The organism is Brevibacillus sp. FSL K6-2834 (assembly GCF_038592925.1).
Lineage (GTDB): Bacteria > Bacillota > Bacilli > Brevibacillales > Brevibacillaceae > Brevibacillus > Brevibacillus borstelensis.
In genome coordinates, this window is the sequence record NZ_CP151945.1 from 1818043 (window position 1) to 1843457 (window position 25415).

Consider the following 25415-nt stretch of genomic DNA (forward strand, 5'->3'; position numbering starts at 1 on the left):
ATGTAAACAACTGCCCCCTCCAAAAAACACTGGATGGTTCAGAAGGGGGCAGCCCATCTATCACCGCGATCAATCTTTTCCTTCCCGAAAAACGATTTCTCTTATTTTCTCATCCAGCATGTGAAATGCTTTACGAAGCGCTGTTTTCGGGACTTGCGCGTACTGATCGCCGATTGACACTTCAAAAGAGCACAATCTCTCGTCGACTTTCTTTAGATGTGTAGTGAGCCCAACCCCTGTTTCCTCATAAATGGAAAGCAATACGGCCTCAAGCTGCTCTTTTGGCAAACGAACATGAACATGAAACATATTCGATACGGGAACGAGCGGCCTTGTTTCGACGGCGTGGCACTGATTGTAGAGCGAAGCGAGCTCTTTCGCTTCCTCGAAATACTGCTGGAAGCTATGCAATCGTTGATCGAAATAATAATCGGCACTGACGATATAAGGGTAAAGGCTGATTAAATCGCCGCCGTGGCGTCTCTTCCACACCTTTGCTTCCTTTGTAAAATCCTCTTCGCCTGCAAGAATGGCTCCTGCAATTCCCCCAATTCCTTTGTAAAAAGAAACATACACACTGTCAAAAAGCCGGCAAAGGTCAGCGGCCGATTTTTGGTAATAAGGCAGTATTTCAAAAAGGCGAGCGCCATCCAGATGCAGCTTGATTCCATTTGCGCGGCAATAGGCGGAAATGGCTTCAAGCTCTGTATATTCAGGCAATTCCCCGCCAATTTCACGCTGAGGCAGCTCAAGCAGCAAGCACGCGATATTCTCCTGCATCGTTAGAACATCTTCCAATCGAATCAATCTGTTCTCATCCGCAAGCAGGACTGGTTCGATCTGGTGCAACTTTTTCAACCCGTCTTCTTCATGAATTTCCAGATGGCATAAGGGATGATAGGCCACCTTATTCAGCCCTTTTTGCTCACACCAGATTCGCATGGCAATTTGCTGGGCCATGGTACCGCTCGGAAAAAATACGGCGGATTCTTTGCCTAAGTAGTCTGCCAGTTTCTTTTGAAAGTTTTCGATCACCGCGCCTGTACCATACGCATCGCTTTCTATATCCCCGTCCATTTCATTCAAGACAGTTTTCAGCACATGAAGATTTCTTTTTCCATGCCCAACCAGTGGATAAGCGGTCTGTTTATAGGCCGTCAGCAATTGGTTGTGCGGGTTCATATTTGCACCACTCCTTTTTACGGGAATCGCTTTATGGAAAAAATTATACATGAGGGATATCCAAAGGAATAACTTTTTGTCTGCTTGTTGCCAGATAGGGTTTCATTCCAGACGAGGAAAACGGGCTTTAACTCGAATGAAAGTGTGGGGCTGTCGTTCCCGCATCGACGATCATGCTGGGAACAGCGGAGAGGGTGAAAAGAATCTCGTGCAAATCGTTAAAGTGTAGTATTCTTAGTGTAATACTAAACATTAAAATCCGCTCCCACACAGGAGGTCTTCATGAACGTTTACCAACACATAACAGACTGTATCGGCAATACTCCAATGGTTCGCCTTAACCGGATCGTGCCCGGGGGTGCGGCAGATGTTTTTGTCAAATTGGAAATGTACAACCCTTCCCGCAGTGTGAAGGACCGGGCAGCCTACAACATGATCGCCACCGCCGAGGCAGAGGGGCTGATCAAGCCGGGAGACACGATCATTGAGCCGACGAGCGGCAACACGGGCATCGGACTGGCCATGAACGCGGCAGCGAAAGGGTACAAAGCGATCCTCGTGATGCCCGACAATATGTCCAAAGAGCGGATCAATCTGCTCAAGGCATACGGAGCAGAAGTCGTGCTCACGCCGAGCGAGCAGCGGATGCCGGGGGCGATCGCCAAAGCGTTGGAGCTGCAAAAAGAGATTCCCGGAAGCTTCATTCCCCATCAATTTGAAAACAAAGCGAACCCCGATATCCATCGTGTGACCACAGCCCGCGAGATTTACGAGCAGATGGAAGGACGGCTGGATGCCTTCATCGCCACAGCGGGAACAGGGGGCACGATCACGGGTACCGGGGAAGCGCTCAGAGAAAAGCTGCCACAGCTGTATATCGGGGTTGTGGAACCAAAAGGCTCGCCTGTCCTGTCCGGTGGAAAGCCGGGACCGCACAAGCTGGTGGGCACAAGCCCGGGCTTTGTGCCAAAAATCCTGAATACCGCGATCTACGACGAGATCATGCAGATCGCCGATGAAGACGCGCTGGAGAGCATGCGGGCGCTCGCCTCCAAAGAAGGCATCCTCGTGGGACCGTCTGCCGGAGCTGCCGTTTTTGCGGCGATCCGGGTGGCTGCTTGGCTCGGGGAGGGCAAACGTGTGGTTTGCATCGCACCGGATACGGGGGAACGCTATTTGAGCATGAATTTTTTCTAAAACGGAATCATCGCCGCTGGATGCTGTGTCGTTCAGCGGCTTTTCTGTGCTCACGGAGTTCGTTCGAGAAATCACTAGTCCAAGAGGAAAAGAGCCATTAGTCCAACATTTAGCTGACTATTGCAAAAATTGCACCAATCAATGGGGAAAGGAATCGTTCTTTACCGCAAGAAAACGGTTTCATATAATGAACTCGGGTTAGATCAATGTCGATCACAACGGGGGTGAAGAGAAAAAGAATGCTGCTGACATCGCGTTCCCAAGCACTTTTGAAGGTGATCCTGGACAGTTCCAACCCGCTGAAAATCCGCGAGGTTGCAAACGATTTTCAAGTGAGCGAGCGGACGATCAAATACGATCTGGAGAACATCAGGCAATGGCTGAAAGACCGCAACATTATTCTTCATTCCCAACCGAATAAAGGAATCTGGATCAGCGAAGCCGAGGAGGTCCTGCAAAAGCTGCGGCACAAGCTCAATGAGCACGGCAGCAAGGACGTCATCCTTCACCAAAAAGAGCGGGCCAAACATCTGGCGTTTATCCTGCTCCTGTCCGACGGCTACCAGCGTCTGAACGATTTGGCCGATCATGTGGGGGTGAGCCGCAATACCGTTATCGCCGATGTAAAAGAGACGGAGAAACTGCTCGACGGATTGCACCTGGAGCTGGTCTCCAAGCAGAGATACGGTATCCGGGTGGAAGGCAGCGAACGCCAGAAGCGCTATGCCCTCGAGTGTTTGACACATGATTTGCTGGATGGCAGCGTCATGTATCGTTTGGTCCAGGGGGTCCTGCCGGAGCATGGTCCCGGCACCGGAGCAGGGCCGCTTTTGGAAAGGTGGCTCATCAGTCCGCCGGAGCTGGATGAAATCATCAGGTTAACCAAGGGATTCGTGGCGAAGCTGGACAAAAGCCTGCCGGATCGGACGCTGATCAGTATCATGATCCGATTGTGTATGGTCGTCAACCGCGTCAAGAGAGGGCAAATCGTCTCGATGGACGAGGCAGATATGGCGGAAGCGGCTGGGTGGGGCAGTTATTCTCTGTACGCGCGGGCAGTGCGGGAGATGTGCGCGCGTTTGGGTATGGAAATGCCCGAGCATGAAATTGCCTATTCCTCTCTGCCGCTGCTCGAAGCGGAACAGGTGCACCTGAAGCGACGGACCAGCAGGCAGCCGTTGGACGTTTATGTGGCGACCCGGGAGCTGATCAAAAAGGTAGGGGAGATGGTACGAACGCCGCTGTGGGATGATCCGGAGCTCAGTGAACACCTTTTCGCCCATGTAAATGACCGCATGACCCGGTATATGCAAGGCGTCCTCTATCCCAATCCGTTGACCGAGGAGATTCGCCGTTCCTACGCGCGCATGTTTGATGCGGTAAAACGATCGTGTGAAGAAGTATTCTGGCCCTACGGGATTTATTTGATGGATGCGGACATCGCCTACCTCGTTCTGCATTTCCAGGCCGGCTACGACCGCTGGCAAGACAAGAAAAAAGCATGTGCGCTTGTCGTCTGCGGTACGGGGCGAGGGACGTCCCGGTTCCTGAAGACCCATCTGGAGAGCGAAGTGCGTTCCCTGAGGGTCGTCGGCCTTTGTTCCACCATGGAGGTAGAAAAGTATTTGGCTACTCGCAAAGTAGACGTGATCATCAGTGTGCTGCCAGTGAAAACGGAGGTGCCTGTGGTCATCGTGAATCCGCTGCCGACCCGTCAGGACATCAGCCGCATCCATGCCTGTCTGGAAGCGCTCGAGCTGGAGCCGGAAACAGACGGAGTGAGGAAAAGCTCAGCGAAGTCGCCACATACCTGGATGCCGATAGAGACAACGGAGATAAGTCCGCGGGATTTGCCATTGGTGGAGAGGCTTTCCCAGGATGTGATTGTAAAAGGATACGAGATCAGCTGCAAGCTGACGGAAGCCTTCCGCAGCCAACTGACGGAGCAGACGGCAAGCGGGCTTGTGCTCCATGTGCTGCTGATGGTAAACCGGCTGGCATTCGGTTCCTCCTATGACGAATGGGACGTACATGGCGGGGAAGAGAGCGCAGCGCATTCCGCTTGGCGCAGTCGCATCAACCAAATTATGCAGGAAGGGGAATCATTGTTCCGCAAAGTGAAGTAACGGCCATCCTGCGTTATCTTGCGAAAAAGGAGGGGGGAGACGATGAGTGCTGATTTGCTGATTCGGAACGGGTGGGTGATCGATCCTTCCCAGAAGCTGAATGGATTATATGATATCGTCATTTCAGATGGACGCATCCTCGACGTCGAGAGGGCCGATGAGGGGCAGGCAAAAGAGCCTATTGGGGCGCGGGAAACGATAGATGCCGCCGGATGTTTTGTTACGCCGGGGCTGATCGACTTGCATGCTCATGTCATGCCTGAGAGCACGCAGCTGGGGGTTAGGGCTGATTCCGTTGGCATTGAGCAGGGAGTGACCACACTGGTCGACGCGGGCAGCGCCGGGGCATGGACATTCGACGCTTTCCTGAAGGAGGCGGTGGAGCCATCTGTCACACGTGTTTTGGCGTTTCTCAATATTTCAGGCGACGGCTTGTGCAAAGGCGGAGCCGAACTGTCCGACATGTCCAGACTGGCAGTGAAGGACGCGGTAACGCTCATTTCCGAGCAGCCGTCAATCCGCGGGATCAAGGCGAGGATGAGCGCGTCTGTGGTCAAAGCGAACGGCCTCGCTCCCTTGGTGGTGGCAAAGCAGGCTGCCCGAGAGGCCGGGGTGCCGCTGATGGTCCACATCGGCAATGCTCCGCCAGCCCTTTCCGATGTGCTCGGCCTGCTCGACAAGGGGGACGTGGTAACGCACGCGTTCCATGGAAAAAAAGGAGGCATCCTGGATGAACAGGGACAGCTTATCCCGGAAGCAGAGTCCGCTCTCGCCAGAGGAGTGCTGTTTGATGTCGGGCACGGCGAAGCCAGCTTCAGCTTTCGCACCATGCAGCAGGCAAAAGCGCTGGGAATCGCCCCTTACTCCATCAGCACGGACGTCCATGTGCGCAATCTGAACGGTCCTGTCCACAGCCTGACGCATACGATGAGCAAATTTCTCGCCCTGGGCTACACCTTGTATGACATAGTAGCGGCTTGCACTGCCGCCCCGGCCAAGGTTCTGGGGCTTGAGCGGGAGATCGGGACGCTAGCGCCTGGAGCCCATGCGGATGTCACAATCTTGAAAAAGGAACAGGTGCCCGCCGCTTTGACCGATTCGGAACAGGAAACGATTTTTGCCAAAGAAACCGTGTTTGCCCAACAGGTCATTTCATCAGGAAAGGTTTTGACATGCACATGATTGAGGAGATTGTGAGAGAAGTAGCAGGACCAGCAGATGAAAATATGTCGGAATATTCAGAATTCAAACGACTCATGCGAATGATTGAGTCGGAAATGCGGGAGAAAAAAATCGATATACCGCGTGATCGATGGCTGGCCATTTGCGCCCATCTGCTCGCTTTCGTCCGCCGGATGGCAAGCGGTGAAAAGCTGCCGCAGGTCGAAGCGGAATTGTTCGAGGAGATTCACCCAGAAATGTTGTCGCTGTCTAGCCGCGTCCTGTTTGGCGAGGAAACGTGCTCGCAGGAAGACGGAACGGAAGTGTTTCTGCTCGCTGTCCATTTTGAGGCGATACGAGCAAACCAGGGGAAATGAACACAAACCTGCAAACCATTGCACAAAGGGAGGCTGAAAGGATGACAAAAGTAAAGATCGTCATCGGAGATCGTTTGGGAAAGGGACAGAACATCGCCAAAGGTGTGGAGGCTGCCGGAGGGATCCCGATTGTTATTTCTGGGGTAGGGGCTGACATGAAAGTAGGAGATGTCATGAAGCAGGAAGAGGCCGATCTCGGCTTGTCGTTTTGCGGCAGCGGAGGAGCAGGCGCTTTGACGGCCAAGACAAAGTACGGCTATCCCGTCGAATATGGCCTGCGCTCTGTGGACGCGGGAATTACAGCCCTGCGCAGCGGCAAGAAAGTAATCGGTTTTGGCTTTATGGATACAGAGGAACTCGGCAGAAGAATGACCGAAGAATGCATAAAGCTGAGGGGGAAGTAAGCCATGTACAGAGAGAGGATCGAGAGCTTGCGGCTGACGGGCAGCGGGGATACGAAGGAAGGAGCATTTAACAAGATATTCGGACAGATCAAGCACGTCGTGGCCAGACAGACAAGTGATCTCGTCGTTCGTATCGAGCCGGTCCGCATCGAGGTCGTATCAGCAACAGAGAGCATGTACAAAGAGCGTCTGTTCGGCCTGTTTTTCCCGCGCACGCGAACGAGGTACGACATCACCGTAGATATCCAGGTGCGGCTGGGTGTGGTGGACGTGGCAAGCATTCCGTTTCAAACGCAGACAGAACAGACAGCAAGGCTGGGACAGGTGGCAAGTCAGCGATAGATAGTAAAGGGGGGAAGGTTCATGGTAACGATCATCATCGTTTTGAAGTCGATTGTCATTGGCGCATTGGTCGGCTTCGGCGTGGGGGCGGGTGCCGCTCGCATGTTTCACGCGCCGAACGTCCAGGGGATGGGGGCATTTCGCACGTTCGGAGAACTGAATGCTTGCGCCGGAGATCCGATTTCCCATTTTTCGTTCGGACTTGGCTTCTTGTTCAACTCATGGGCTTCCGTGGTCGGGGCGGGAGCTCTGACGCAGGACGTCGATCACCGGGTCATCCCGAACTGGGCGGCTGCGATCCTTCTTTGGAAAAACAAAAACGTCGAGGAAACGCTGCACAATCCGAAGCGGATGGCGTTCGCCGGAGCACTCGTCGGTGTCGTCGTTGTGACGCTGCTCAACTCGACGGCAACCGCCATTCCCCAATCGATGCAGCTGGTGGCGACAAAAGTGCTGGTCCCTGCCGCCAACTGGCTGATCAACCCGATCATGCCGATTGTTTTCTGGATGGCGGCCTTGGATGCGGGGAAGCGCACAGGAATCTGGGGCACCGTATTGGGCGGGATGTCCCACCTGGTCATGGGCAACGCCGTGCCTGGCATCGTGCTCGGTATCCTGATCGGAAAAGGGCTGGACGACAGCGGCTGGAACCGAATTACAAAAACGATGGTCGTGGCTGTCGCACTCTTGTTTGTTCTGAGCGGCTTCTTCCGTGCCTTTGATGTCGCTTTGTTGAAGAGTCTGCAAGTAGAAATTCCGCAATGGCTGGTTGAGCTTCACGAAACATTTGGATCGGCGGTGAAGAAATAATGAATGAGCTGCAAGCAAAAGGATTTTGGTATTCGGAATGGGCGTTTGCCCTCTTTGTCGCGTGCCTCTCGTCGGGAATCTTTGCCGGTACTCATCTGTATTACGTCTATCACGTAGGTGCTTTTAACGACATCGCGATTGTCGCCATGCTCGAGGCGGGTATCAAGGGAGGCGGATACGGAGCTGCGGCCGCGTTTGGCGCAAGCTTTCTGTTTGCCCGGATTTTGGAGGGGCCGCTGGTCGGCATCCTCGACATCGGCGGTTCTCTGCAAACAGGTATCGGAATCGGCGTTCCGGCGCTGATGCTGGGTGCCGGGTTTACTGCGCCACTGATTTCCTTTCCCTTGGCTTTGACGACGGGGGCGGTATTGGGGCTGGCGATTGGAACGGTAATTATTTTGATTCGCAAATTTACGATCAATTCGGTCAACTCTACCTTTGGAGCCGATGTCATGATGGGTGCAGGGAATGCCGCAGGACGCTATCTCGGTCCGCTCATCGTCATTTCCGCCATCATGGCCTCCATTCCGGTTGGAATCGGTGCAACGGCAGGAGCGGCCATCTTTTACTACTTCAATAAGCCGATCGCCGGAGGAGCGATCATCGGAGCCATGGTTCTCGGCGCGATTTTCCCCATTCCTACCCAGTAAACAGGGGGTCGGAAACAGAATCAGGAAGGACGGGATATGAGATATGGGCATCTATCAGCAGCTAGGGCTGAAGCAAGTCATCAATGCAAGCGGAAAAATGACGGCGCTAGGCGGAAGCGCCGTCCATCCGGAGGTAGCCCGGGCCATGGGTGAGGCGGCGATGGATTACGTAGAGATCAGCGAACTGATCGAAAAAGCGGGAAAGCTGATCGCGGAGGCTACCGGCGGCGAGGACGGCTGTCCGACGGCGGGAGCGGGAGCGGGGATCGCGATCAGCGTGGCGGCTGTCATCGCCGGTACCGATCTGCGTCTGATCGAACGTTTGCCAGACTCGGCAGGACTGAAAAACAAAATCATTTTGCAAAAAGGACACGCGGTGCATTTTGGAGCGTCGCTGCGGCAGATGGTTGCCCTCGGAGGGGGGCAGGCCATCGAAGCGGGTCATGCGAATCACGTGGAGGAAGCGCATTTGCGTGCGGAGATAGACGAGCAGACAGCGGCGCTTTTGTTCGTGCAATCCCATCATGCGGTGCAAAAAGGCATGCAGTCGCTTGAGACGATGATACAGCTCGGACGCGATCACAAGGTCCCGGTGATTGTCGATGCCGCTGCGGAAGAGGAATTGCGCCGCTATGTGGCGATGGGGGCCGATCTGGTCATATACAGCGGGGGGAAAGCAATTGGCGGACCGACATCGGGCTTTATCACCGGCCGCAAAGACCTGATCGAAGCGTGCCGGGCCCAGTATAAAGGCGTGGGGCGCGCCATGAAAACGGGCAAGGAGGCGATCGTCGGACTGCTCTCCGCGCTTGCCAGGTACAGTCAGGCAGCAGGCCATGGCGGAGAATGGCGTGATCGGGCGGAACGGCTCGCCCAGGAATTGAACCAGTTGTCCGGACTTTCAGCCAGTGTGGTCAAGGACGAAGCTGGCCGGGACATCTACAGGACACAAGTACGGATTGATGAACGCGAGTCGGGATTTTCGGCAAAGGAAGTGATCCGGCTCCTCGAAAAGGGCGATCCCGCCGTTTTCACGCGAAACCATTACGCCAATACGGGAGTGATTTTCATCGATCCCCGCCCGCTCCATGAGGGACAGGAAAAGGTCATTGCCGCACGCTTCAAAGAGATATGGGACAACAGAAAGTGAGTGATAAGTCGTGACGATACATCCAGTCATCCGTTTAAACGTACTGGCCAGAGATGTGGACAATGCCAGACAGATCGTAGATGCAGCAGAGGGTCGCGTTTTGATCGGCATTATGGTCAAGGGTTACCCCTCCGTGGAGGCAGCTGCGGAAACGATCAGAGCATACCAGCAGGCAAGCATTCCCGTGTCTGTAGGACTTGGTGCAGGCGATCCAAGCCAGTGGAAAAAGGTCGCCGAGACCGCTGTGCTCACGAAGCCCGATCACGTCAATCAGGTTTTTCCTGCCGCCGGCTATACGTTGGGTGCCTTGCAGGCGGTTGACAGCCGGCACACGCTGGTCAATGCCCTGATAGCGCCGAGCGGCACGCCGGGAAAGGTCATTGTCGCAACTGGTCCGCTCAGCGGGCAGGCTCAAGACTTGGTATCCTGCGATGCCGCTGCCGCCATGCTTGCCGAGATCGGCGTTCATTCCGTCAAATTTTATCCGGTCGGCGGAACCGAAAAGCTGGACGAAGTCAAAATGATGGCAAAAGCAGCCGTCCGCTACGGCATCCCCGTATTCGAGCCGACGGGCGGGATTGATGAAAAATCGATCCGCCCCATCGTGGAAACCTGCCTGGAGCAAGGGGTAAAAGAGGTCATCCCGCACGTCTATACATCCATTGTGGATAAGGAGACGGGGCTGACGCGGCTCGATCAGGTGGAGGATTTGCTTGCCGCCTTGCCTGCCGTATAGCTTTTCAACGAATCGAGATAGGAGTGAAGCGAGATGAGAGAGAAGCAAGTCGTTGTTCAACTGCCCCAGGGCCTGCATGCCCGGCCGGCTACGCTGTTTGTAAAAACGGCCACTTCCTTTTCCAGTGAGATTGGTTTGATCAAGGGGGGCAAAAGCGCAAACGCCAAAAGCATCATCGGCGTGATGTCGCTTGCCGTGGCAAACGGGGAAACCGTGAAGCTGACCGCCGACGGTTCCGATGAGGAAGAAGCGTTGGATAAGCTGGCCGCCTTTCTGGAACAAGGAGCCGAGTAGTCATGGGAACCGTACGCGTACATGGGATAGGCGCATCCGCCGGAATCGCGATCGCCAGGGCACAGGTGTGGAAAAAGCAGGACCAAAAAATCAGTCAGGAAGTAAGATCGCCTGAAGAGGAGCTGGCTCGTTTCAAAACAGCAAGCGAGCTGGCATTGAGCGGACTGGCGACATTATATGAAGAGACCAGGTTGCGTTTGGGACAGAAGGAAGCCGATATTTTTCAGGCCCATATGATGCTGCTGCAAGACCCGGAGCTGATCGGTCAAATCGAGGTGCTGCTGGCAGCAGGAAACATAAACGCGGAAGCGGCTGTACAGCAAGCGACCGGCGAGCTGGCGACTTTATTTTCATCGCTGGAAGACGAGTACATGCGGGAGCGCGCGGCAGATATTCGGGATGTGGGCCAGCGTCTTCTGTCCTGTCTGCAAGAAGCTGTATGGGGAAATCTGCAAGGAACTGCACGGGAAGAGAAAGGAACTTCGCTTGATGCGGTCATCGTTGTCGCACATGACTTGTCTCCATCCGATACGGCCCAGCTTGATACCGGCCTGATCAAGGGTTTTGCCACACAAATCGGAGGCGGCACCTCGCATTCCGCGGTTATGGCCCGTGCTCTTGGGATTCCGGCAGTCGTCGGCCTCGGACAGGCTTTGGAGCAGGTGGAGGATGGGGACCTGATCGTGCTGGATGGGACAGCAGGACTGCTCTGTCTGCGACCGGGCGAGGAGGAGCTTGCGTTCTACGAACAAAAGCGCGCCGACTGGTTGCGGGAAAAAAACAGGCAGGCACGCTGGGCAGCGCTGCCCACGGTGACCAAGGATGGGCATCGTGTCGAAGTGGGAGCAAACATCGGCCATCCGGATGAATGTCGGGCTGTGCAGCAGGTTGGCGGAGAGGGTATCGGACTGTTTCGCTCCGAGTTTTTGTTCATGAACAGGGCAAGTATGCCGGATGAAGAAGAGCAGTTCCAGGCGTATCGGCAGGTCGCGCAAGACATGAATGGAAAGCCGGTCGTCATCCGGACGCTGGATATCGGCGGCGACAAAGAGCTGCCGTATTTGAACCTGCAAAGCGAGCTGAACCCGTTTCTCGGCTATCGCGCGATCCGGTTGTGTCTCGATCGGGAGGAATTGTTTCTTACCCAGCTGCGGGCGATTCTCCGCGCTTCGCACTACGGCTCCGTCAAGCTGATGTACCCGATGATCGCTACGCTGGAAGAATGGCGGGCGGCGAACCGGTTGCTGGCGGAGGCAAAAGAAACGCTTGCCCGAGCGGGGATTCCGTTTGACCCTGCCATTGAGGTAGGCTTGATGATCGAAGTGCCGGCAGCGGCCCTGGCCAGCGAGCTGTTTGCCCGGGACGCCGACTTTTTGTCGATCGGGACCAACGATCTGATCCAGTATACCCTCGCCTGCGACCGGATGAACGAACAAGTATCCGGCTTGTATCAGCCGTTTCATCCAGCCATTCTGCGTCTGATCCGGCAGGTGATCGATGCCGCTCACCGATACGGCCGCCGTGTAAGCATGTGCGGTGAGATGGCCTCCGATCCCCTGGCTATCCCGCTGCTTCTGGGCATGGGTCTTGACGGGTTCAGCATGAGCGCATCGTCTGTGCTGGCTGCCCGTGAGCTGATCAATCATCTGTCCTTCGAAGAGATGAAGGAGCTCGCGGAAGCCGCCCTGAAGCTGGAGGGTCAGGAGCAAGTCAAGGCGCTGCTCCTGGAAAGAACGCGGGTGCAGATAAACGCTTGACTTCATTCCGTACAAATCCAGGCCTCCTTTATGCCCCATGGGCAAAAGGAGGTTTTCTGTGTTCCTAAGTAGAAGGGCGAAGGGGAGAGATGCTAATGAGCTGTAAGACTTGCAAAGAGTTGCCCACAAGGGAAAAAGCTGGACGCCGATGCCGAAAGCCCGTAGACTAAGGGCAAGAAAGCACAGACGAAGCGGAAAGTGGAGGAGCCGGGATGCAGAATCGTTTTGGCAAACAAGGAAAAGCGATCGTCATCGGTGCAGGGATCGGCGGCCTGTGTACAGCGATTGCCCTGGAGCAGATCGGCTGGGAGGCAGTCATCTATGAGCGTGCACGCGAATTGAAAGGGATCGGGGCCGGTATTGTTTTGGCCGCGAATGCGATGAAGGCGCTCGATAGGCTGGGAGCCGGAGAACGAGTCCGGGCATTGGGCGCCCCTGTCCGGACTGCGGAGATTCGCGACTGGACGGGTAGGCTGCTCGTCAGGCTGCCGGTGAGGGAGCAAGCGCAGAGATGCGGGGCGGACAGCTATATGATCCACCGCGCTGACCTCCAGCAGGCCTTGCTTGGGTGCATACGCAAGGAGTCGATCTGCCTGGGGCATTCGTTCAGCCGTTTTGAGACGGAAGAGAACGGGGTTCGGGCGTTTTTTGAAAACGGCGAGGCGGCTTGCGGCGATGTGCTGATCGGGGCGGACGGGATTCATTCGAACGTTCGAAAGCAGCTGTTTGGCGAAGAGCTGCTGCGATATTCCGGGTATACGGCTGTCCGGGGCATTGCTGTCTACAGGAATGAACGCTACCCCGTGGAGACGGGAGGCGGGTTTGAGGCGTGGGGAAAAGGGGTTCGGTTTGGTTTTTCGCACATTGGCCACGGGCGGATTCACTGGTTTGCGGCGATCAATGCGCCGGAGGGCGCGGAAAAGCGTTTTGCCGGAAACAAGGAAGACCTCCTGAAACGCTTTGAAGGCTGGTACGAACCAATACGCGAAGTGATCGCGGCCACAGATGTGTCTGCCATGCTATGGAACGACATCTATGACCGGAAGCCATTAAAGTCCTGGAGCGCGGGAAGGGTGACACTGGCCGGGGACGCGGCTCATCCGATGCTGCCGAATTTGGGACAGGGAGCTGGACAAGGGATGGAAGACGCGCTGGTGTTGGCCCGGTGCTTGTCTTTGTCCAAGTATCGGGAAAACGCCGCTAATTCTGCTGAAAACGCGGTAACTGCTTCAGGCATAGAGGCTGCATGCCAGCGATACGAGCTGCTGAGGCTCAAGCGCACCAAGGCGATTGTACGAGGCTCGCGCATGATGGGCAGGATTGTCCAGCTGGAAAATCCGTTGGCGCTCGCTGTTCGCAATCTTGCCATGAGGATGATTCCGGCTCGCCTGCAAAGCAAGCGGCTCGATTGGATCGTGGGGCATGAGGTATAACATTGCAAAAAAAGAGGCCCTGCATTCAATATTTCGCTAGGGCCTCCGATCAGCTTGACTTGCGTTTGGAGAACGTATTTCCGCTATTGATGCCGTTCCTGATAGTCGAGCAGAGCGGCGATGAATACTTGCCCGATGCGGACCATGGAGCGCTCGTCGACGTCAAATTTGGGGTGATGATGCGGATAGGTCGCCTGAATGTCCGGGTTTTGTCCGCCTACGTTGAAAAATGTACCGGGTCTTTCCTTGACGTAGTAGGCGAAGTCTTCGCCTCCCATGCCCGGCGGGACTTCCATGACTTCTTTGTCGCCCCAGATTTGTTTGGCGACATCAAATAGCGCTTGTGTCTCTTCGGGGTGGTTCCAGGTGGCCGGGTAGCCGCGCCGGTAGACGACCTCGCAGCTTGCGCCCGAAGCCTGGCAAGCGGCCTCCGCGATTTGGAAGATCGCTTTTTCGGCCATTTCCCGAACCTCTTCATTATATGTACGAACAGTTCCCTTCAGATTTACGGAATCTGGAATGACGTTGAAAGCATCCCCGCCCTGGAAGGAACAGACGGACACGACGATTTGCTCCAGCGGATCTACTCGTCGGCTGGCTATGAGCTGCAGATTCATCACGATCTGGCTGCCGATGACGATCGGGTCGATGGCCTGATGGGGATGGGCAGCGTGACCGCCCTTGCCGGAGACGACAATCTCAAACTGATCGGATGCGGCGGAGACAAAACCGTTCCCGATCCCGACGACGCCGCAAGGAATGTCGGAAGCGACGTGGGCGCCATATACGACGTCCACCCCATCGAGACAGCCATCTGCCACCATGGCCTGCGCTCCCCCGGGAGGCAGCTCCTCTGCGAACTGGTGAATGAATACGACATTGCCCGGCAGCTCATCACGGACTTCACTCAATACCTGTGCGACACCGAGCAGGGCGGAGGTGTGAATGTCGTGGCCGCAGGCATGCATGACGCCAGGGACGCGGGATTTGTACGCAACCTCTTTTTCATCCTGGATCGGAAGGGCGTCAAAGTCGGCCCGCAAAGCAACCGTTTTCCCCGGTTTGCCGCCCCTGAGCAGCCCGACGACCCCCATGCCGCCAACGCCGGTACGTACCTCGATGCCGAGTGACGCCAGTCGATCTGCCACTTTTTTTGCCGTGTTTACTTCTTCATAAGAAAGCTCGGGGTACATGTGCAGGTCGCGCCGCAGGCTCACCATTTCCGGGTACAGCTCTTGAAGCCGGGCAAATAATTGTTCACGCATGCAATTCACTCCCATTCCATAGTTTTCAACGAACGCCGGGGCATGTAGAGATGAAGAAACACTTTTAGTATAGATAAATTTACCGAATTTTCGCAATATCACCTTGTAAAGCATATGATTGCAAAGGGTAGCTGCCAGAAAAAATCAAGACCATCGGCAGGATGAACCATGCGTCTGACGAATGGGTTATGTAGGGAGATGGACCTGGGTAAAGCATGACGGGCCGTTTCTATTCCAGATCCGCGATTTGCGAAAAGGAGTGTTCAGATGTTGTCCTCTCGTGAAGTGGTGTTGCAATTGACAGATCAATTGGTGAAGGTAGAGAGTGTGGTCAACACGCCGGGAGAGATCGATGTCGCCCGAGCCTTGTATGAGCTGTTATCCTCGTTGCCCTATTTTCAGGAACATCCGGACAGACTGCTCCTTTCACGTACCGTAGACGATGAGGTAGAGCGGTACAATGTGCTTGCCTTCGTAAAGGGAACCAAGGCTGCTGACAGTCGAACCGTCATTTTGATGGGACACACCGATACGGTCGGCATCGAAGATTTTGGCCATTTGAAAGACAAGGCTTGCCATCCGCAGGAACTTATGAAAGCGCTTCGACAGGAATCGCTGCCACCTCTGGTAAAAGAACAGTTGGAGTCGGGCGAGTGGCATTTCGGGCGCGGTGTGCTGGATATGAAAAGCGGGGTGGCCAGCCATGTATATTTGCTGAAATATTACGCCGAGCACCCCGACGAGCTGGCGGGCAACCTGGTGCTGCTGGCTGAATGCGATGAAGAAGACAGTTCGCATGGAGTACTGTCCGGCATCAAAGACTTGAAACGCTGGAAGGAAGAGCATGGCTTCGAATATATTGCGCTGATCAATTCGGATTTTGTGGCGCCGCTTTATGAGGGAGACGAAAACCGTTATGTTTACAAGGGGACGATTGGCAAACTCCTGCCTTCCTTTTTCATCACGGGAGCGGAGACGCATGTAGGCTCCTGCTTTGAAGGCCTGGACCCGAATTTTCTCGCCGCCGAGCTGACGCGGCAGATCAGCTACAATCCGGAGCTGTGCGACGAGGCGTTGGGTGAGATCCCGGTACCGCCGGTTTCGTTGAAGCAAATGGATTTGAAGCCGACCTATACGGTTCAAACCGCGCTGTCAGCCTATGTGTACTACAACTTTTTCACCGTTTCCTGGTCGCCGAAGGAAGTGCTGGACAAGTTGAAGGAGCAGGCGGAGATTGCCTTTGCCAATGCGCTCTGTGTTTTGGAAGACCGCTACCGCCGTTACCGCGAGCGCTGCAATGAAGCGTATCAGCCGCTGCCGTGGAAGCCCCGGGTCATGATCTACGAGGAGATGCACCGGCAGCTGCTGGAGGAGCATGGGGAAAGCTTCGCCCTTCATATGAAAGCCTTCAAAGAGGAGCTTATGCAAGACAAGACATTGGATACGAGAATGTTTGCCGCGAGAGTGGTAGAAGAAGAGTGGAGCTGGATGAGGGACAAAAGCCCGGCGATCATCCTGTTTTATTCCTCGCTGTATTCACCGCCGATCGATTTGAGCGGCAAAGACGAACGGGAGAGGCAGCTGCTGCGTGCATTGGAGGAGGCAGTCGAAGCCGTTCAACCGAACTATGCCCATCCGATCGTAGCAAAAAATTTCTTTCCTTATATTTGCGACATGAGCATGGTTTGCTTGCGTGATGACGAAGCAGGGATTCGCGCCGTAAGCGACAACAACCCGGGTTGGGGGACCAAGCACTATGTGAATTACGAAGACATCCGCGACCTCAATGTTCCTGCCATTAATATCGGCCCTTATGGGTATGACGCGCACAAAAAATACGAGCGGATGGAAATCGCGTTCTCGACTGAAATCGTTCCGCAGCTAACCGATCTGGTCATCCGCAAGCTGATCGGAAACGAAGTAAATATAGACACGTCCCTGCAGGTGTACTAGAATGAACGTGACCGAGACTGGAGACAAATGGCTGTAAGATAAGGGGATGCCATAGGGTCCGCAATGGGGTAGAGAACATGTTTGTAACCATATATAAAAAACCCCGTGTCATGCTGGTGTTATGGATAGCCGCGATTATACTGCTCGTGCTGACAGCCGTTAATGTGGCCGTTTCCTATCGAAACACGATGAAATCCGTGCACATCTCCCTCGCATCTAAAAGCATGCAGGAAGCAGCATATATTGCCGGGAAACTGGACGTATCGGCCTACAGGACGCTGTTGCGAGCGCCTGCAAGCAATCAAGCCGCCTTTGCCAGAATTCAGGAGCAGCTGCAAGCCGCTCGTGAGATGGCAGGTGCTTTGTACGTCTATACGATGCAAATCGATGATCGCCAAAAAATTGCCAAAACCGTTGTAACCGCCCACCCGCCCGATTCGCCGCTTTCGTTTCCGCCTGGACAAATTTGCAACGTGACGGAACAGCAAATCGGGCAGGTGAAACAGGGCTACAGCTACTATTCCGATGTCATCAAAGACCCGATTTATGGGGAGTACGTGTCGGCAGGGGCACCCATCTACGACGAAGCCGGACATGTGATCGGCATTCTCGGTGTGGATGTCAGCGCGGACAATATGTACAGCATCGGCCGGGAAGTGTTGCGCAGCAGCACATACACTTTTGTCTTTCATGCATTGTTTGTCGCGCTGCTGGCGGCAATTTTCCTCTTGCTGCAAAAATGGTACCGTCGCGAGCTGAAAGCGGCCGTCGGGGATACGGAGAGAACGTATCAGGACGAGATCCGTTCCGTGATTGCCTCGATGCGTTCGATCCGCCACGACTTTGTCAATCACATGCAGGTTCTGTACGGCTTGATCGAATGCAGGTATTACGACAAGGCGCATGAGTACATCAGGACCCTGATTCGGGAGGCCAAAGTACTCGATCTGTCCGTACGGATACAAAATCCGGCGTTGATGGTCTTGCTGCATACCAAATGGGAAAAGGCACGGACACGTCAAATTTTGATGCAATTGGAGGTCAGCCAGCACCCATTTGACCAGATTCCTTCCGTTGATCTGATCAAGATTTTGTCCAATTTGCTGGACAATGCAATTGAGGCGGCCGAGGAGGCGGAAGGAGAAAAGCGAATCCGGCTGTGCTGCCAGGAGGATGATTCGGCGTACCGGTTTACGGTGGAAAATACCGGCCCCGAAATCCCGCCCCGTCAACTGACGGCGATCTTCCAGGAGGGGGTCAGCACGAAACGGCGCGATGGCGAGCCGCCCAGAGGCATCGGTCTTTCGATCGTCCGGGAGGTCATAAGGAAGTACGCAGGAGAAATTGACGTCGAATCGGCGAACGGAGTCACGAGGTTTCAGGTTCGTTTGCCTGTGAAGAAGAGATGAATATTTCTAAGAAGCTGCCCCTTTTTAAGGGCAGCTTCTTTCGTCCCAATCACTCATCGCTGGACATAACGAAAAACTCCTTGCCGTAGCCGATCTTCTCCCAGAATTTTTGCGCTGAAGTGTTCTCCACATCGACAAGTACGGAAACGGCTGAGACCTCCTGGCGCTGAAACCAGTCATTCATTTCTGCCACAAGCGCTTTTGCCGTGTGCTGTCTGCGATATTCCGGCACAACGTATACTTCGTCGATTTGGCCGAGGAAGATGTCTTCGATCAAATCTTTTTTCAGAGAGGCAAGAGCATAGCCGATCAGTCTGGAAGCGCTGTCGAGCGCTACATACACCACGCCGAAACGGGATTGGGTGTATTGCACGAGCTGGTCATGGATACTCTCCTGTTCTTCGGCAGACAGTTCGCTTTCTGCTACTTCTTTGCAATTTTCATTCCACAGCTTGATGATGTCGGTAAAATGATCATGTGATGCTTGTTCGATACGGATAGTCATTTTCCATTCGTCTCCCTTCACAAATGAGCAATCAGACAGGAAGTGTTTTCGTTAAACAAAATCGGATCTTTTCCAGTGCCATGTCAACCTGGCCGATTTCTCCGGCGTTGAACTTGTCCAGCACATCGTCCACTTGATGACAGGCAAACGCTCTTTTTATCCTGAGCACATCCTGCAAGCAGTCCCGTTCCAGATCATGGAGCTGCCGGTTTTTGAAATATCCTGCGGCAAATGCGCCAAAGTACAGATCTCCCGTCTCTTCGGAGTCATCATCCTTCCGGTCCGCTTCGTAGGCCAAGAACGCTGCTTCACCGGCGAAGTGACAGAGAAAGACATCGTTTGCTGCAAGGTGAAAGTCAATGATGCTGCACAGGCTGCCGTCATCATCCACGAGCAGGTTATTCAGAGAAAAATCCCCTTATACCGCTTCTGCGGGGAAATCTGGCCACAATATCTCCAGAAACGTCCGTTTTTTCTCGTATAACGCGTAAATTTCCTGCCACAAGCTTTGATTCGCTTCGCTGGCTTGCACTGCTTTTGGGGGGTGCAGACGTCTTCAGCGAGATCGTCAGTTGGGCCGAACATGCTCCACGGGCTGAAAGAAGTAAACGGAATGGCGTTTTCTGCGGAGAGGCGATGCATGGCTCCCAGCCATTCCCCCGCTTGCCGGATCAGGCCTGGATCAAGGCAATCCGCTTCCTTCCCTGGCATCCATTGTTCGACGGTCGCAAAAGCTTATTGACCGTCAAAAGACGGTTATAGTCCTTTTTTGCTGCATGGCAAACTTGCTCCCTTTTTAATGATATTCACCATATTTGGCAATTTTTTAATCTGCCATAATTCGATACGAATGACAGGATGGAAAGTTACGTTTTTTGTAATGGTCTGGAATAAGAGGTCGGTCTGTCCGGCGCAGGAAGCTTTCTCGGCAGAAAAGATGCCAATAGGGGGCCAGCCGAACCGTCCAGATTCGGCTGGAAACGAGAAAAAGGCTTCGGGAGCGGGGCCATCGCTCGCAAAGCCTTTTTCTGGGCAGCCGGACGGGCCGGCTGTGGACGATCTGATTTGTTGATTGGCGATTCAGGCGTCGATAGTTGAAGCAGCGTCTGCAGTCGTCTTTTCGGAACCGGGACGGGTAATGGAAAAGACCGCACACCCCAGCGAAACCAGGACGAAGCAGGCGCCGACCCACGCGTTGTACTGAACCGAGGCTTTCTCGATCACGATGCCTCCGACAGCCGATCCAAGCGCGATCCCGACGTGCAGGACAGAGGTGTTCAACCCAAGCAGAATGTCGGCTGTCCGGGGAGAGGTCTGGATCAAGTAGTTCTGCTGGGCGGGTGAAATGGCCCAGCTCAGTGCGCTCCACACCACCATCACGATCAAAAATACGTAGAGCGATCCGGTGGTAAAGGGCAGGGATGCCATCACCAGCCCGAAGGCCGAAACGATGACGAGGATTGATTTGGGCGGCCCCCATTTATCGGAAATCCATCCGCCTACGCCCCCGCCCATGACTGCAGCGACGCCGAACAGCAGATAGACAAAACTGAGCCAGGCTCCTTCCAACTGCATCGTTTCCTGTAAAAAGGGAGTAAAGTACGCATACAGCGTCAAATGGCCGGTCAGCATCAGCATCGTAATCAACTGGGCGCTGACGATCTTCTCGCTTTTCAATGAAGCGAGCTGTTGCCGCAGCGGTATCGCCGGAGGCGTTTGAACATTGGGCAGCATAATGCTGAGGCAGAGCATCGCCACAAGGCTAAGTCCGGCGATGAGCCAAAACGGAGCACGCCAGCCAAATGCGTTGCCGAGTGTCATTCCCATCGGGACACCGAGCACCAAAGAGCCGCTGATCCCCATGAAGATGATGCCCAATGCCCGGCCCCGGTAGGCAGGCTCGACGATTTGCGTGGCGATTGAAATGGACAAGACGGTCAGCAGGGCCCCGCAGGAGGCGGAAAGAATCCGGGCGATGAGCAGGACCGAGTACACCGGACTGAGCGCGGCTAGCACATTGCTCAGAAAAAAGCCGAACAGGGCCAGCAAATAAAGGCGCTTGCGGGCAATTTTTCGAGTGACGTGCATTAGGATTGGCGCTGAAACGGCAAACGACAGGGAAAACACTGTAATCAATTGCCCGGCGGCGCTAAGCGGAATATTCAGGTCTGCGGTGATCAGATTCATCGTCCCGCCGATGATCAGCTCCACCGTCCCGACCACAAAGGTTGCAATAGCAAGAATAAAAACGCGAGGATTCACACAGAAGAGCTCCTTTCTGCACCTGAAAAAGGTTACCACCATGATGGTAACCTTTTTGGTCTGCGCATTCAAGAAAAAAATCATGGATGATGTTAGTAACGGAGCCGGATGAGCATGCGCCGTATCTCTTCGTCTCCAAAAAGCAGGTCGTAATGCTTTTGCGTAATGCGGGCCAATGCTACGTCATGGAAAAAGAAGTCGGCGAAGAATTTGACAAACGGCTGTGCTCTCGTCTGAATAGCTTGCCAGTTGCCGTTTTCTTCTCCGGCAAACATGATCTCCTCCTGATCCGCTACGATGAGCTGGAAGCGTTCCAATCCCTCGTGCTCGTCCGAAGGGATTAAGACGTGGACCCGTTTGAGGTTTGTCTGTATCTCTCCGACCACCAGCGCTTCCACTTCTACGCCTTCCCGTTCCTTTTCCTCGAGGAGAGGGATAAATCCGGCAAAATCGTCATTCCAGGCGGAGATGCGGATGGACTTGACGGCTCGCTGAATCAAGTGCTTGCTTTCAGCGCGTATGGAGGAGTCGACCTTGAGGTTCCAAATCCGGTCATCCCGTACCTGCTTGCTGGCCAAAGAGGTTTTGAGCCGCTCCACGTCGTGCTGAAATTGACTGGTCAGCTTGTCGATCAGGCTGTTTAGCGGCAGAGCGGTATACCATTTCTTTTTATCCGACACAGAATCGAGGACCAGGCCCTTGTCTACCAGACGGGTCAGCACTTCGTAAATTTTCGCTTTGGGAACGCCGGAATGCTTGACGATCATTGTGGCATCCATGGGAGACTCGCTTGCCGCGAGCGTCTCATATACTTTGCTTTCGTAATGGGAAAATCCGAATGTTTCCAACATGACAATGCCCTCCAACCGGTTTGATCCGTGCATAGAAGATATGCCTTCTATTATACACACTTTTTTCCGCAAGTCCGGTAATGTCACGAGGAGGGGGGAGCATCCGCTCCGCAAGTGCGCTCGTCCCGCAAAACGAATCCCGCAGAAATAGGAAAACCCCCTCATTATGAGGGGGACAGCCTGTAGACAAAGTTCCGTAAGGAACAGGGTCTGCAGGCTTTTTTGTTGAATATAGAACATGTTACGTTTTCAAAAGTTATTTTTTAGAGGTGGCATTATGCTTAATAAGCAAGAGGCCGAAGGGCGTTATCAGATATCTGCATTCTCGCTAGATGAGTTGGTGCCAGAAGATCATCTCGTAAGAAAAATTGAAAATGCAATCGACTTTTCGTTCATCTATGACTTGGTGGAAAGCCTTTACTGTCATGACAATGGCAGACCCAGTGTTGACCCTGTAGTCTTAGTTAAAATTGCTTTCATCCAATATATTTTTGGAATTCGTTCCATGCGACAAACGATTAAAGAGATCGAAACCAATGTTGCCTATCGGTGGTTTATTGGCTATGATTTCAGTCAGCCCATTCCCCATTTCACGACCCTAGGCAAGAACTATGTTCGCCGTTTTCGGGATACTCAACTCTTCGAGTCGATCTTCCTTCGAATATTGGAGGAGGCGGTTCATCATGGATTCGTGAAGCCTGATGTGCTTTTCATTGATGCTACGCATGTAAAAGCCAGTGCGAATAAGCATAAATACGTGAAAGAAATCGTTGAAGAACAAGCGAAGAAATATCAAGAGCTGCTGGACGAAGAAATCAATCAGGATCGTATTGCACATGGAAAGAAGCCCCTTGAAAAAAAGACAGAAACTTCGAAGAAGGAGGTGAAAGTCAGCACAACTGACCCGGATTGCGGATTGTTTGTAAAAGGGGAAAAGGAACGTGTATTTGCTTATAGTTTTCATACAGCATGTGATCGAAATGGATTTGTGCTTGGTGCCAAGGTAACGCCAGGCAATGTGCATGACAGTCAGGTTTTTGAGGATGTTTTGAATCAAGTGCGAAAGACGTTTGCACAGCCTCAAGCTGTGGCAGTGGACTCGGGATACAAGACGCCTTACATCAGTAAAACACTCCTTGATGACCAGATTCGCCCCGTTATGCCCTACACAAGACCACGCACCAAAGAAGGTTTTTTTAAAAAGCACGAATATGTGTATGATGAATATTTCGACTGCTACATCTGCCCGAACGAGCAAATCTTAACATATGAGACAACAAACAAGGATGGGTACCGTATCTATCGATCAAATTCTCAAGTTTGCCGAAGTTGTCCGTTCTTGAAACAATGCACGGAAAGTAAAGACTACACAAAGAGAGTGAGTCGCCACATCTGGGCTGATTACCTCGAAGAGGTAGACCACCTCCGGCATACCGAGGAAAACAAACAAATCTATAGCAAACGGAAAGAAACGATTGAACGTGTATTCGCTGATATGAAGGAAAAGCATGGCATGCGTTGGACGACCTTACGAGGACTGGAGAAGGTCACGATGCAGGCGATGCTTGTTTTCGCTGCCATGAACTTGAAAAAAATGGCGACCTGGCTATGGAAATCAGGTCGCCAAAAGGTGAACGATCAAAACACCTTCGGTATTTTCATCAAATTATTAAACAAACTCCCTCTGCTGTTCGTTCAGCGAGGGAGTTTGTCTGCAACCTGACCCCCTCATTATGAGGGGGAAAATTTTGGGGTGAGAGCATATTTACTGTGACAGCTTCGACTCCAGAGGCCCATTCAAAAAGCGCTTCGTCTCGGCAACGACCACACCGGAGAGTCCGATCAGGCCGATCAGGTTGGGCACTGCCATCAAGCCGTTCATGATGTCGGAGAGCGTCCAGACCAGATCGAGCTTCATCGTTGCTCCGACAGCGACCATGACTACCCAGACGAATCGGTAGTATTTGGCAGAGCCTTTGCCGAACAAATATTCAAAGCATTTCTCGCCGTAATACGCCCACCCGAGGATGGTGGAGTAGGCAAACAGGATGATGGCAACGGCCAGCACGTAGCTGCCGGCTTGACCGAAGACGCTTTGGAAGGCGTAGGTAGTCGCTTCCACGCCAGACATACCGGTGGACCAGGCTCCCGTAGTGACCAAAGCAAGCCCTGTGATCGTACAGACGAGAATCGTATCAATAAACGTCCCTGTCATGGAAACGAGCGCCTGCTTGGCCGGTTCGTCTGTTTTTGCCGCCGCGGCTGCGATCGGTGCGCTGCCCAGACCGGCCTCGTTGGAGAAGACACCCCTGGCAACCCCTTTTTGGATCGCCATGGCTACGGTCGCTCCCAAAAAGCCGCCTGCAGCCGAAGTGCCGTTAAACGCTCCGTGTACAATGTCTGCCAATGCCTGCGGTACTTGCCCCGCATGAAAGAGCACGACAATGATTCCGGCAACGATATAGAAAAGGGCCATAAACGGCACCATGACGCCGGTGACCTGTCCGATCTTTTTTACGCCGCCGAGGATGACAAAGGCGGTAAAGGCAGCCAGCACAATCCCCGTTGCGACCGGAGGGATCGAGAAGTTCAACTGTACCGCTTCAGCGACGGAATGGGACTGGACCATGTTTCCGATCCCGAAGGAAGCCATTGTTCCAAACAAGGCGAACAAAACAGCGAGCCATTTTTGCTTCAACCCTTTCTCCAAATAGTACATCGGTCCGCCGGAAAAAGTGCCGTCAGCCTGCCGGATGCGGTACTTGACAGCGAGAATCGCTTCGGCGTATTTCGTCGCCATCCCGAACAGAGCTGTGATCCACATCCAGAACAGAGCACCCGGTCCGCCGACCGCGACAGCCGTGGCCACCCCGGCGATATTTCCCATCCCGATCGTTGCCGCAAGCGCGGTCATCAGCGCCTGAAAGTGGTTGATGTCCCCAGCCGCTGTTTGCTCCTGCTGCTTCCCAAAAGCGAGGCGCAGCGCATACCACAGCTTTCTGAACTGCAGCCCTCGAAGGCGGATCGTCAGCATTACCCCAGTGCCGACGAGCAGTATCAGCGTAGGCAGTCCCCACACAAATCCATTCACCATTTCCAACCATTGCATAAGCATGTCCATCTCGGTTTCCCCCTTGCTGTTTTTGAAGAGAAAAAGAAAAAACATTTCACCCGAAAATGAAATGTTCTCTGGAGACGGTCGCAGGACGTACAAAATTACGTAAATAAGAATACAAAAAACCGGCGGCAAACCGCATTTGTTGATGGGCGCAGAAAAGTTTAGCAACATGTAAAATGTTCAACCTTCTGCAACACATAAAAAACTTCGTCATACGAAGAACGAATATCTTCGAGAGAACTGACAGCAAAGCTTTTTATCGACAAATTACTAACCGTTTTTGTATAAGTCCAAGCGTCCACTCTGTCCTTTTACCTGAGAGATTATTCGCCGCGGCGAATTTGCTCCTTCGGTGCCCAATCCTCTTTTTGAAAAAAGAGGGAGTCTCTCCAGAGGCTCGTCCCCATGCAGTTTTACTAGTTTCCTAGACCTG

General features: G+C 53.6%; 23 protein-coding genes and 1 riboswitch. Of the genes, 16 read left to right on the plus strand and 7 right to left on the minus strand.

All coding sequences use genetic code 11. From position 1 onward, the window contains the following. Positions 1–69: 69 nt before the first annotated feature. Positions 70–1182, minus strand: a complete 1113-nt coding sequence (locus NST96_RS08975; RefSeq protein ID WP_039069897.1) for a beta-eliminating lyase-related protein — start codon at positions 1180–1182, stop codon at positions 70–72. A 282-nt stretch (positions 1183–1464) separates the two neighbouring features. On the opposite strand from NST96_RS08975, the gene cysK reads away from it, so the two are divergent. From cysK to NST96_RS09040, 13 genes are all read left to right on the plus strand, one after another. Next, positions 1465–2379, plus strand: a complete 915-nt coding sequence (gene cysK, locus NST96_RS08980) for a cysteine synthase A (RefSeq protein WP_003387721.1) — start codon at positions 1465–1467, stop codon at positions 2377–2379. A 239-nt stretch (positions 2380–2618) separates the two neighbouring features. Further along, entirely contained in the window at positions 2619–4505 is a 1887-nt protein-coding gene (locus NST96_RS08985) for a transcription antiterminator (RefSeq protein ID WP_342406097.1), read from the plus strand. Between the two features lie 42 nt (positions 4506–4547). Further along, the gene (locus NST96_RS08990; protein ID WP_024983886.1) at positions 4548–5687 is read left to right on the plus strand and encodes an amidohydrolase/deacetylase family metallohydrolase; all 1140 of its coding nucleotides are present in this window, start codon (positions 4548–4550) and stop codon (positions 5685–5687) included. After that, on the plus strand, positions 5678–6043 hold the full coding sequence (locus NST96_RS08995) for a hypothetical protein (protein WP_342406098.1): 366 nt from the start codon (positions 5678–5680) through the stop codon (positions 6041–6043). The genes NST96_RS08990 and NST96_RS08995 overlap by 10 nt, the downstream gene beginning before the upstream one ends. A gap of 41 nt (positions 6044–6084) precedes the next feature. After that, complete coding sequence (locus tag NST96_RS09000) at positions 6085–6447, plus strand: SFCGS family glycine-rich protein (protein ID WP_172920947.1); 363 nt, start codon at positions 6085–6087, stop codon at positions 6445–6447. A 3-nt stretch (positions 6448–6450) separates the two neighbouring features. Continuing rightward, on the plus strand, positions 6451–6789 hold the full coding sequence (locus NST96_RS09005; RefSeq protein ID WP_003387716.1) for a DUF4312 family protein: 339 nt from the start codon (positions 6451–6453) through the stop codon (positions 6787–6789). Positions 6790–6810: 21 nt separating this feature from the next. Further along, positions 6811–7599: a DUF4311 domain-containing protein gene (locus NST96_RS09010; protein ID WP_003387715.1), complete on the plus strand. Its 789-nt coding sequence runs from the start codon at positions 6811–6813 to the stop codon at positions 7597–7599. Continuing rightward, the gene (locus NST96_RS09015; protein ID WP_003387714.1) at positions 7599–8249 is read left to right on the plus strand and encodes a DUF4310 family protein; all 651 of its coding nucleotides are present in this window, start codon (positions 7599–7601) and stop codon (positions 8247–8249) included. Before NST96_RS09010 ends, NST96_RS09015 begins: the two co-directional genes overlap by 1 nt. A gap of 43 nt (positions 8250–8292) precedes the next feature. Then, positions 8293–9399: a DgaE family pyridoxal phosphate-dependent ammonia lyase gene (locus tag NST96_RS09020; RefSeq protein WP_172920948.1), complete on the plus strand. Its 1107-nt coding sequence runs from the start codon at positions 8293–8295 to the stop codon at positions 9397–9399. A gap of 10 nt (positions 9400–9409) precedes the next feature. After that, positions 9410–10135 carry a KDGP aldolase gene (locus NST96_RS09025; RefSeq protein ID WP_172920949.1) on the plus strand — a complete coding sequence of 242 codons (726 nt, stop codon included), beginning with the start codon at positions 9410–9412 and terminating at the stop codon, positions 10133–10135. A 33-nt stretch (positions 10136–10168) separates the two neighbouring features. After that, the gene (locus tag NST96_RS09030) at positions 10169–10429 is read left to right on the plus strand and encodes an HPr family phosphocarrier protein (protein ID WP_031932336.1); all 261 of its coding nucleotides are present in this window, start codon (positions 10169–10171) and stop codon (positions 10427–10429) included. A 2-nt stretch (positions 10430–10431) separates the two neighbouring features. Next, positions 10432–12186: a phosphoenolpyruvate--protein phosphotransferase gene (gene ptsP, locus NST96_RS09035; protein ID WP_172920950.1), complete on the plus strand. Its 1755-nt coding sequence runs from the start codon at positions 10432–10434 to the stop codon at positions 12184–12186. Between the two features lie 212 nt (positions 12187–12398). After that, positions 12399–13619, plus strand: coding sequence for an FAD-dependent monooxygenase (locus NST96_RS09040; protein ID WP_003387708.1), 1221 nt, complete (start codon positions 12399–12401; stop codon positions 13617–13619). An 83-nt stretch (positions 13620–13702) separates the two neighbouring features. On the opposite strand, the gene NST96_RS09045 is transcribed toward NST96_RS09040, so the two are convergent. Then, positions 13703–14884, minus strand: coding sequence for a M20 family metallopeptidase (locus tag NST96_RS09045; RefSeq protein ID WP_039069890.1), 1182 nt, complete (start codon positions 14882–14884; stop codon positions 13703–13705). 267 nt (positions 14885–15151) lie between these two features. Between NST96_RS09045 and NST96_RS09050 the strand changes: the two genes are divergently transcribed. Both NST96_RS09050 and NST96_RS09055 read left to right on the plus strand, forming a co-directional pair. Further along, positions 15152–16837: a M20/M25/M40 family metallo-hydrolase gene (locus tag NST96_RS09050; RefSeq protein WP_024983878.1), complete on the plus strand. Its 1686-nt coding sequence runs from the start codon at positions 15152–15154 to the stop codon at positions 16835–16837. A 77-nt stretch (positions 16838–16914) separates the two neighbouring features. After that, positions 16915–18246: an ATP-binding protein gene (locus tag NST96_RS09055; RefSeq protein ID WP_003387705.1), complete on the plus strand. Its 1332-nt coding sequence runs from the start codon at positions 16915–16917 to the stop codon at positions 18244–18246. 49 nt (positions 18247–18295) lie between these two features. On the opposite strand, the gene NST96_RS09060 is transcribed toward NST96_RS09055, so the two are convergent. From NST96_RS09060 to NST96_RS09075, 4 genes are all read right to left on the minus strand, one after another. Beyond that, positions 18296–18751 (minus strand): N-acetyltransferase, encoded by a 456-nt coding sequence (locus NST96_RS09060; protein WP_003387704.1) that lies wholly within the window; start codon positions 18749–18751, stop codon positions 18296–18298. A gap of 31 nt (positions 18752–18782) precedes the next feature. Next, on the minus strand, positions 18783–19142 hold the full coding sequence (locus tag NST96_RS09065) for a hypothetical protein (RefSeq protein WP_327926498.1): 360 nt from the start codon (positions 19140–19142) through the stop codon (positions 18783–18785). A gap of 689 nt (positions 19143–19831) precedes the next feature. Next, the gene (locus tag NST96_RS09070; protein WP_024983876.1) at positions 19832–21013 is read right to left on the minus strand and encodes an MFS transporter; all 1182 of its coding nucleotides are present in this window, start codon (positions 21011–21013) and stop codon (positions 19832–19834) included. A 92-nt stretch (positions 21014–21105) separates the two neighbouring features. Beyond that, a complete protein-coding gene (locus NST96_RS09075) occupies positions 21106–21864 on the minus strand; it encodes a TrmB family transcriptional regulator (RefSeq protein ID WP_243014936.1) in 759 nt (252 codons plus the stop codon). Positions 21865–22141: 277 nt separating this feature from the next. On the opposite strand from NST96_RS09075, the gene NST96_RS09080 reads away from it, so the two are divergent. After that, positions 22142–23587, plus strand: a complete 1446-nt coding sequence (locus NST96_RS09080; RefSeq protein ID WP_024985259.1) for an IS1182 family transposase — start codon at positions 22142–22144, stop codon at positions 23585–23587. 42 nt (positions 23588–23629) lie between these two features. On the opposite strand, the gene NST96_RS09085 is transcribed toward NST96_RS09080, so the two are convergent. Then, the gene (locus NST96_RS09085; protein WP_024984461.1) at positions 23630–24985 is read right to left on the minus strand and encodes a sodium:alanine symporter family protein; all 1356 of its coding nucleotides are present in this window, start codon (positions 24983–24985) and stop codon (positions 23630–23632) included. A 290-nt stretch (positions 24986–25275) separates the two neighbouring features. Then, positions 25276–25385, minus strand: a riboswitch (glycine riboswitch). Between the last annotated feature and the right edge of the window lie 30 nt (positions 25386–25415).

Excerpts from the sequence above, each read along its gene's own strand:
- NST96_RS08975 (WP_039069897.1), bottom strand. The coding sequence starts at position 1,182 with ATGAACCCGCACAACCAATTGCTGACGGCCTATAAACAGACCGCTTAT.
- cysK (WP_003387721.1), top strand. The coding sequence starts at position 1,465 with ATGAACGTTTACCAACACATAACAGACTGTATCGGCAATACTCCAATG.
- NST96_RS08985 (WP_342406097.1), top strand. The coding sequence starts at position 2,619 with ATGCTGCTGACATCGCGTTCCCAAGCACTTTTGAAGGTGATCCTGGAC.
- NST96_RS08990 (WP_024983886.1), top strand. The coding sequence starts at position 4,548 with ATGAGTGCTGATTTGCTGATTCGGAACGGGTGGGTGATCGATCCTTCC.
- NST96_RS08995 (WP_342406098.1), top strand. The coding sequence starts at position 5,678 with ATGCACATGATTGAGGAGATTGTGAGAGAAGTAGCAGGACCAGCAGAT.
- NST96_RS09000 (WP_172920947.1), top strand. The coding sequence starts at position 6,085 with ATGACAAAAGTAAAGATCGTCATCGGAGATCGTTTGGGAAAGGGACAG.
- NST96_RS09005 (WP_003387716.1), top strand. The coding sequence starts at position 6,451 with ATGTACAGAGAGAGGATCGAGAGCTTGCGGCTGACGGGCAGCGGGGAT.
- NST96_RS09010 (WP_003387715.1), top strand. The coding sequence starts at position 6,811 with ATGGTAACGATCATCATCGTTTTGAAGTCGATTGTCATTGGCGCATTG.
- NST96_RS09015 (WP_003387714.1), top strand. The coding sequence starts at position 7,599 with ATGAATGAGCTGCAAGCAAAAGGATTTTGGTATTCGGAATGGGCGTTT.
- NST96_RS09020 (WP_172920948.1), top strand. The coding sequence starts at position 8,293 with ATGGGCATCTATCAGCAGCTAGGGCTGAAGCAAGTCATCAATGCAAGC.
- NST96_RS09030 (WP_031932336.1), top strand. The coding sequence starts at position 10,169 with ATGAGAGAGAAGCAAGTCGTTGTTCAACTGCCCCAGGGCCTGCATGCC.
- ptsP (WP_172920950.1), top strand. The coding sequence starts at position 10,432 with ATGGGAACCGTACGCGTACATGGGATAGGCGCATCCGCCGGAATCGCG.
- NST96_RS09040 (WP_003387708.1), top strand. The coding sequence starts at position 12,399 with ATGCAGAATCGTTTTGGCAAACAAGGAAAAGCGATCGTCATCGGTGCA.
- NST96_RS09045 (WP_039069890.1), bottom strand. The coding sequence starts at position 14,884 with ATGCGTGAACAATTATTTGCCCGGCTTCAAGAGCTGTACCCGGAAATG.
- NST96_RS09050 (WP_024983878.1), top strand. The coding sequence starts at position 15,152 with ATGTTGTCCTCTCGTGAAGTGGTGTTGCAATTGACAGATCAATTGGTG.
- NST96_RS09055 (WP_003387705.1), top strand. The coding sequence starts at position 16,915 with ATGTTTGTAACCATATATAAAAAACCCCGTGTCATGCTGGTGTTATGG.
- NST96_RS09060 (WP_003387704.1), bottom strand. The coding sequence starts at position 18,751 with ATGACTATCCGTATCGAACAAGCATCACATGATCATTTTACCGACATC.
- NST96_RS09075 (WP_243014936.1), bottom strand. The coding sequence starts at position 21,864 with ATGTTGGAAACATTCGGATTTTCCCATTACGAAAGCAAAGTATATGAG.
- NST96_RS09080 (WP_024985259.1), top strand. The coding sequence starts at position 22,142 with ATGCTTAATAAGCAAGAGGCCGAAGGGCGTTATCAGATATCTGCATTC.
- NST96_RS09085 (WP_024984461.1), bottom strand. The coding sequence starts at position 24,985 with ATGGACATGCTTATGCAATGGTTGGAAATGGTGAATGGATTTGTGTGG.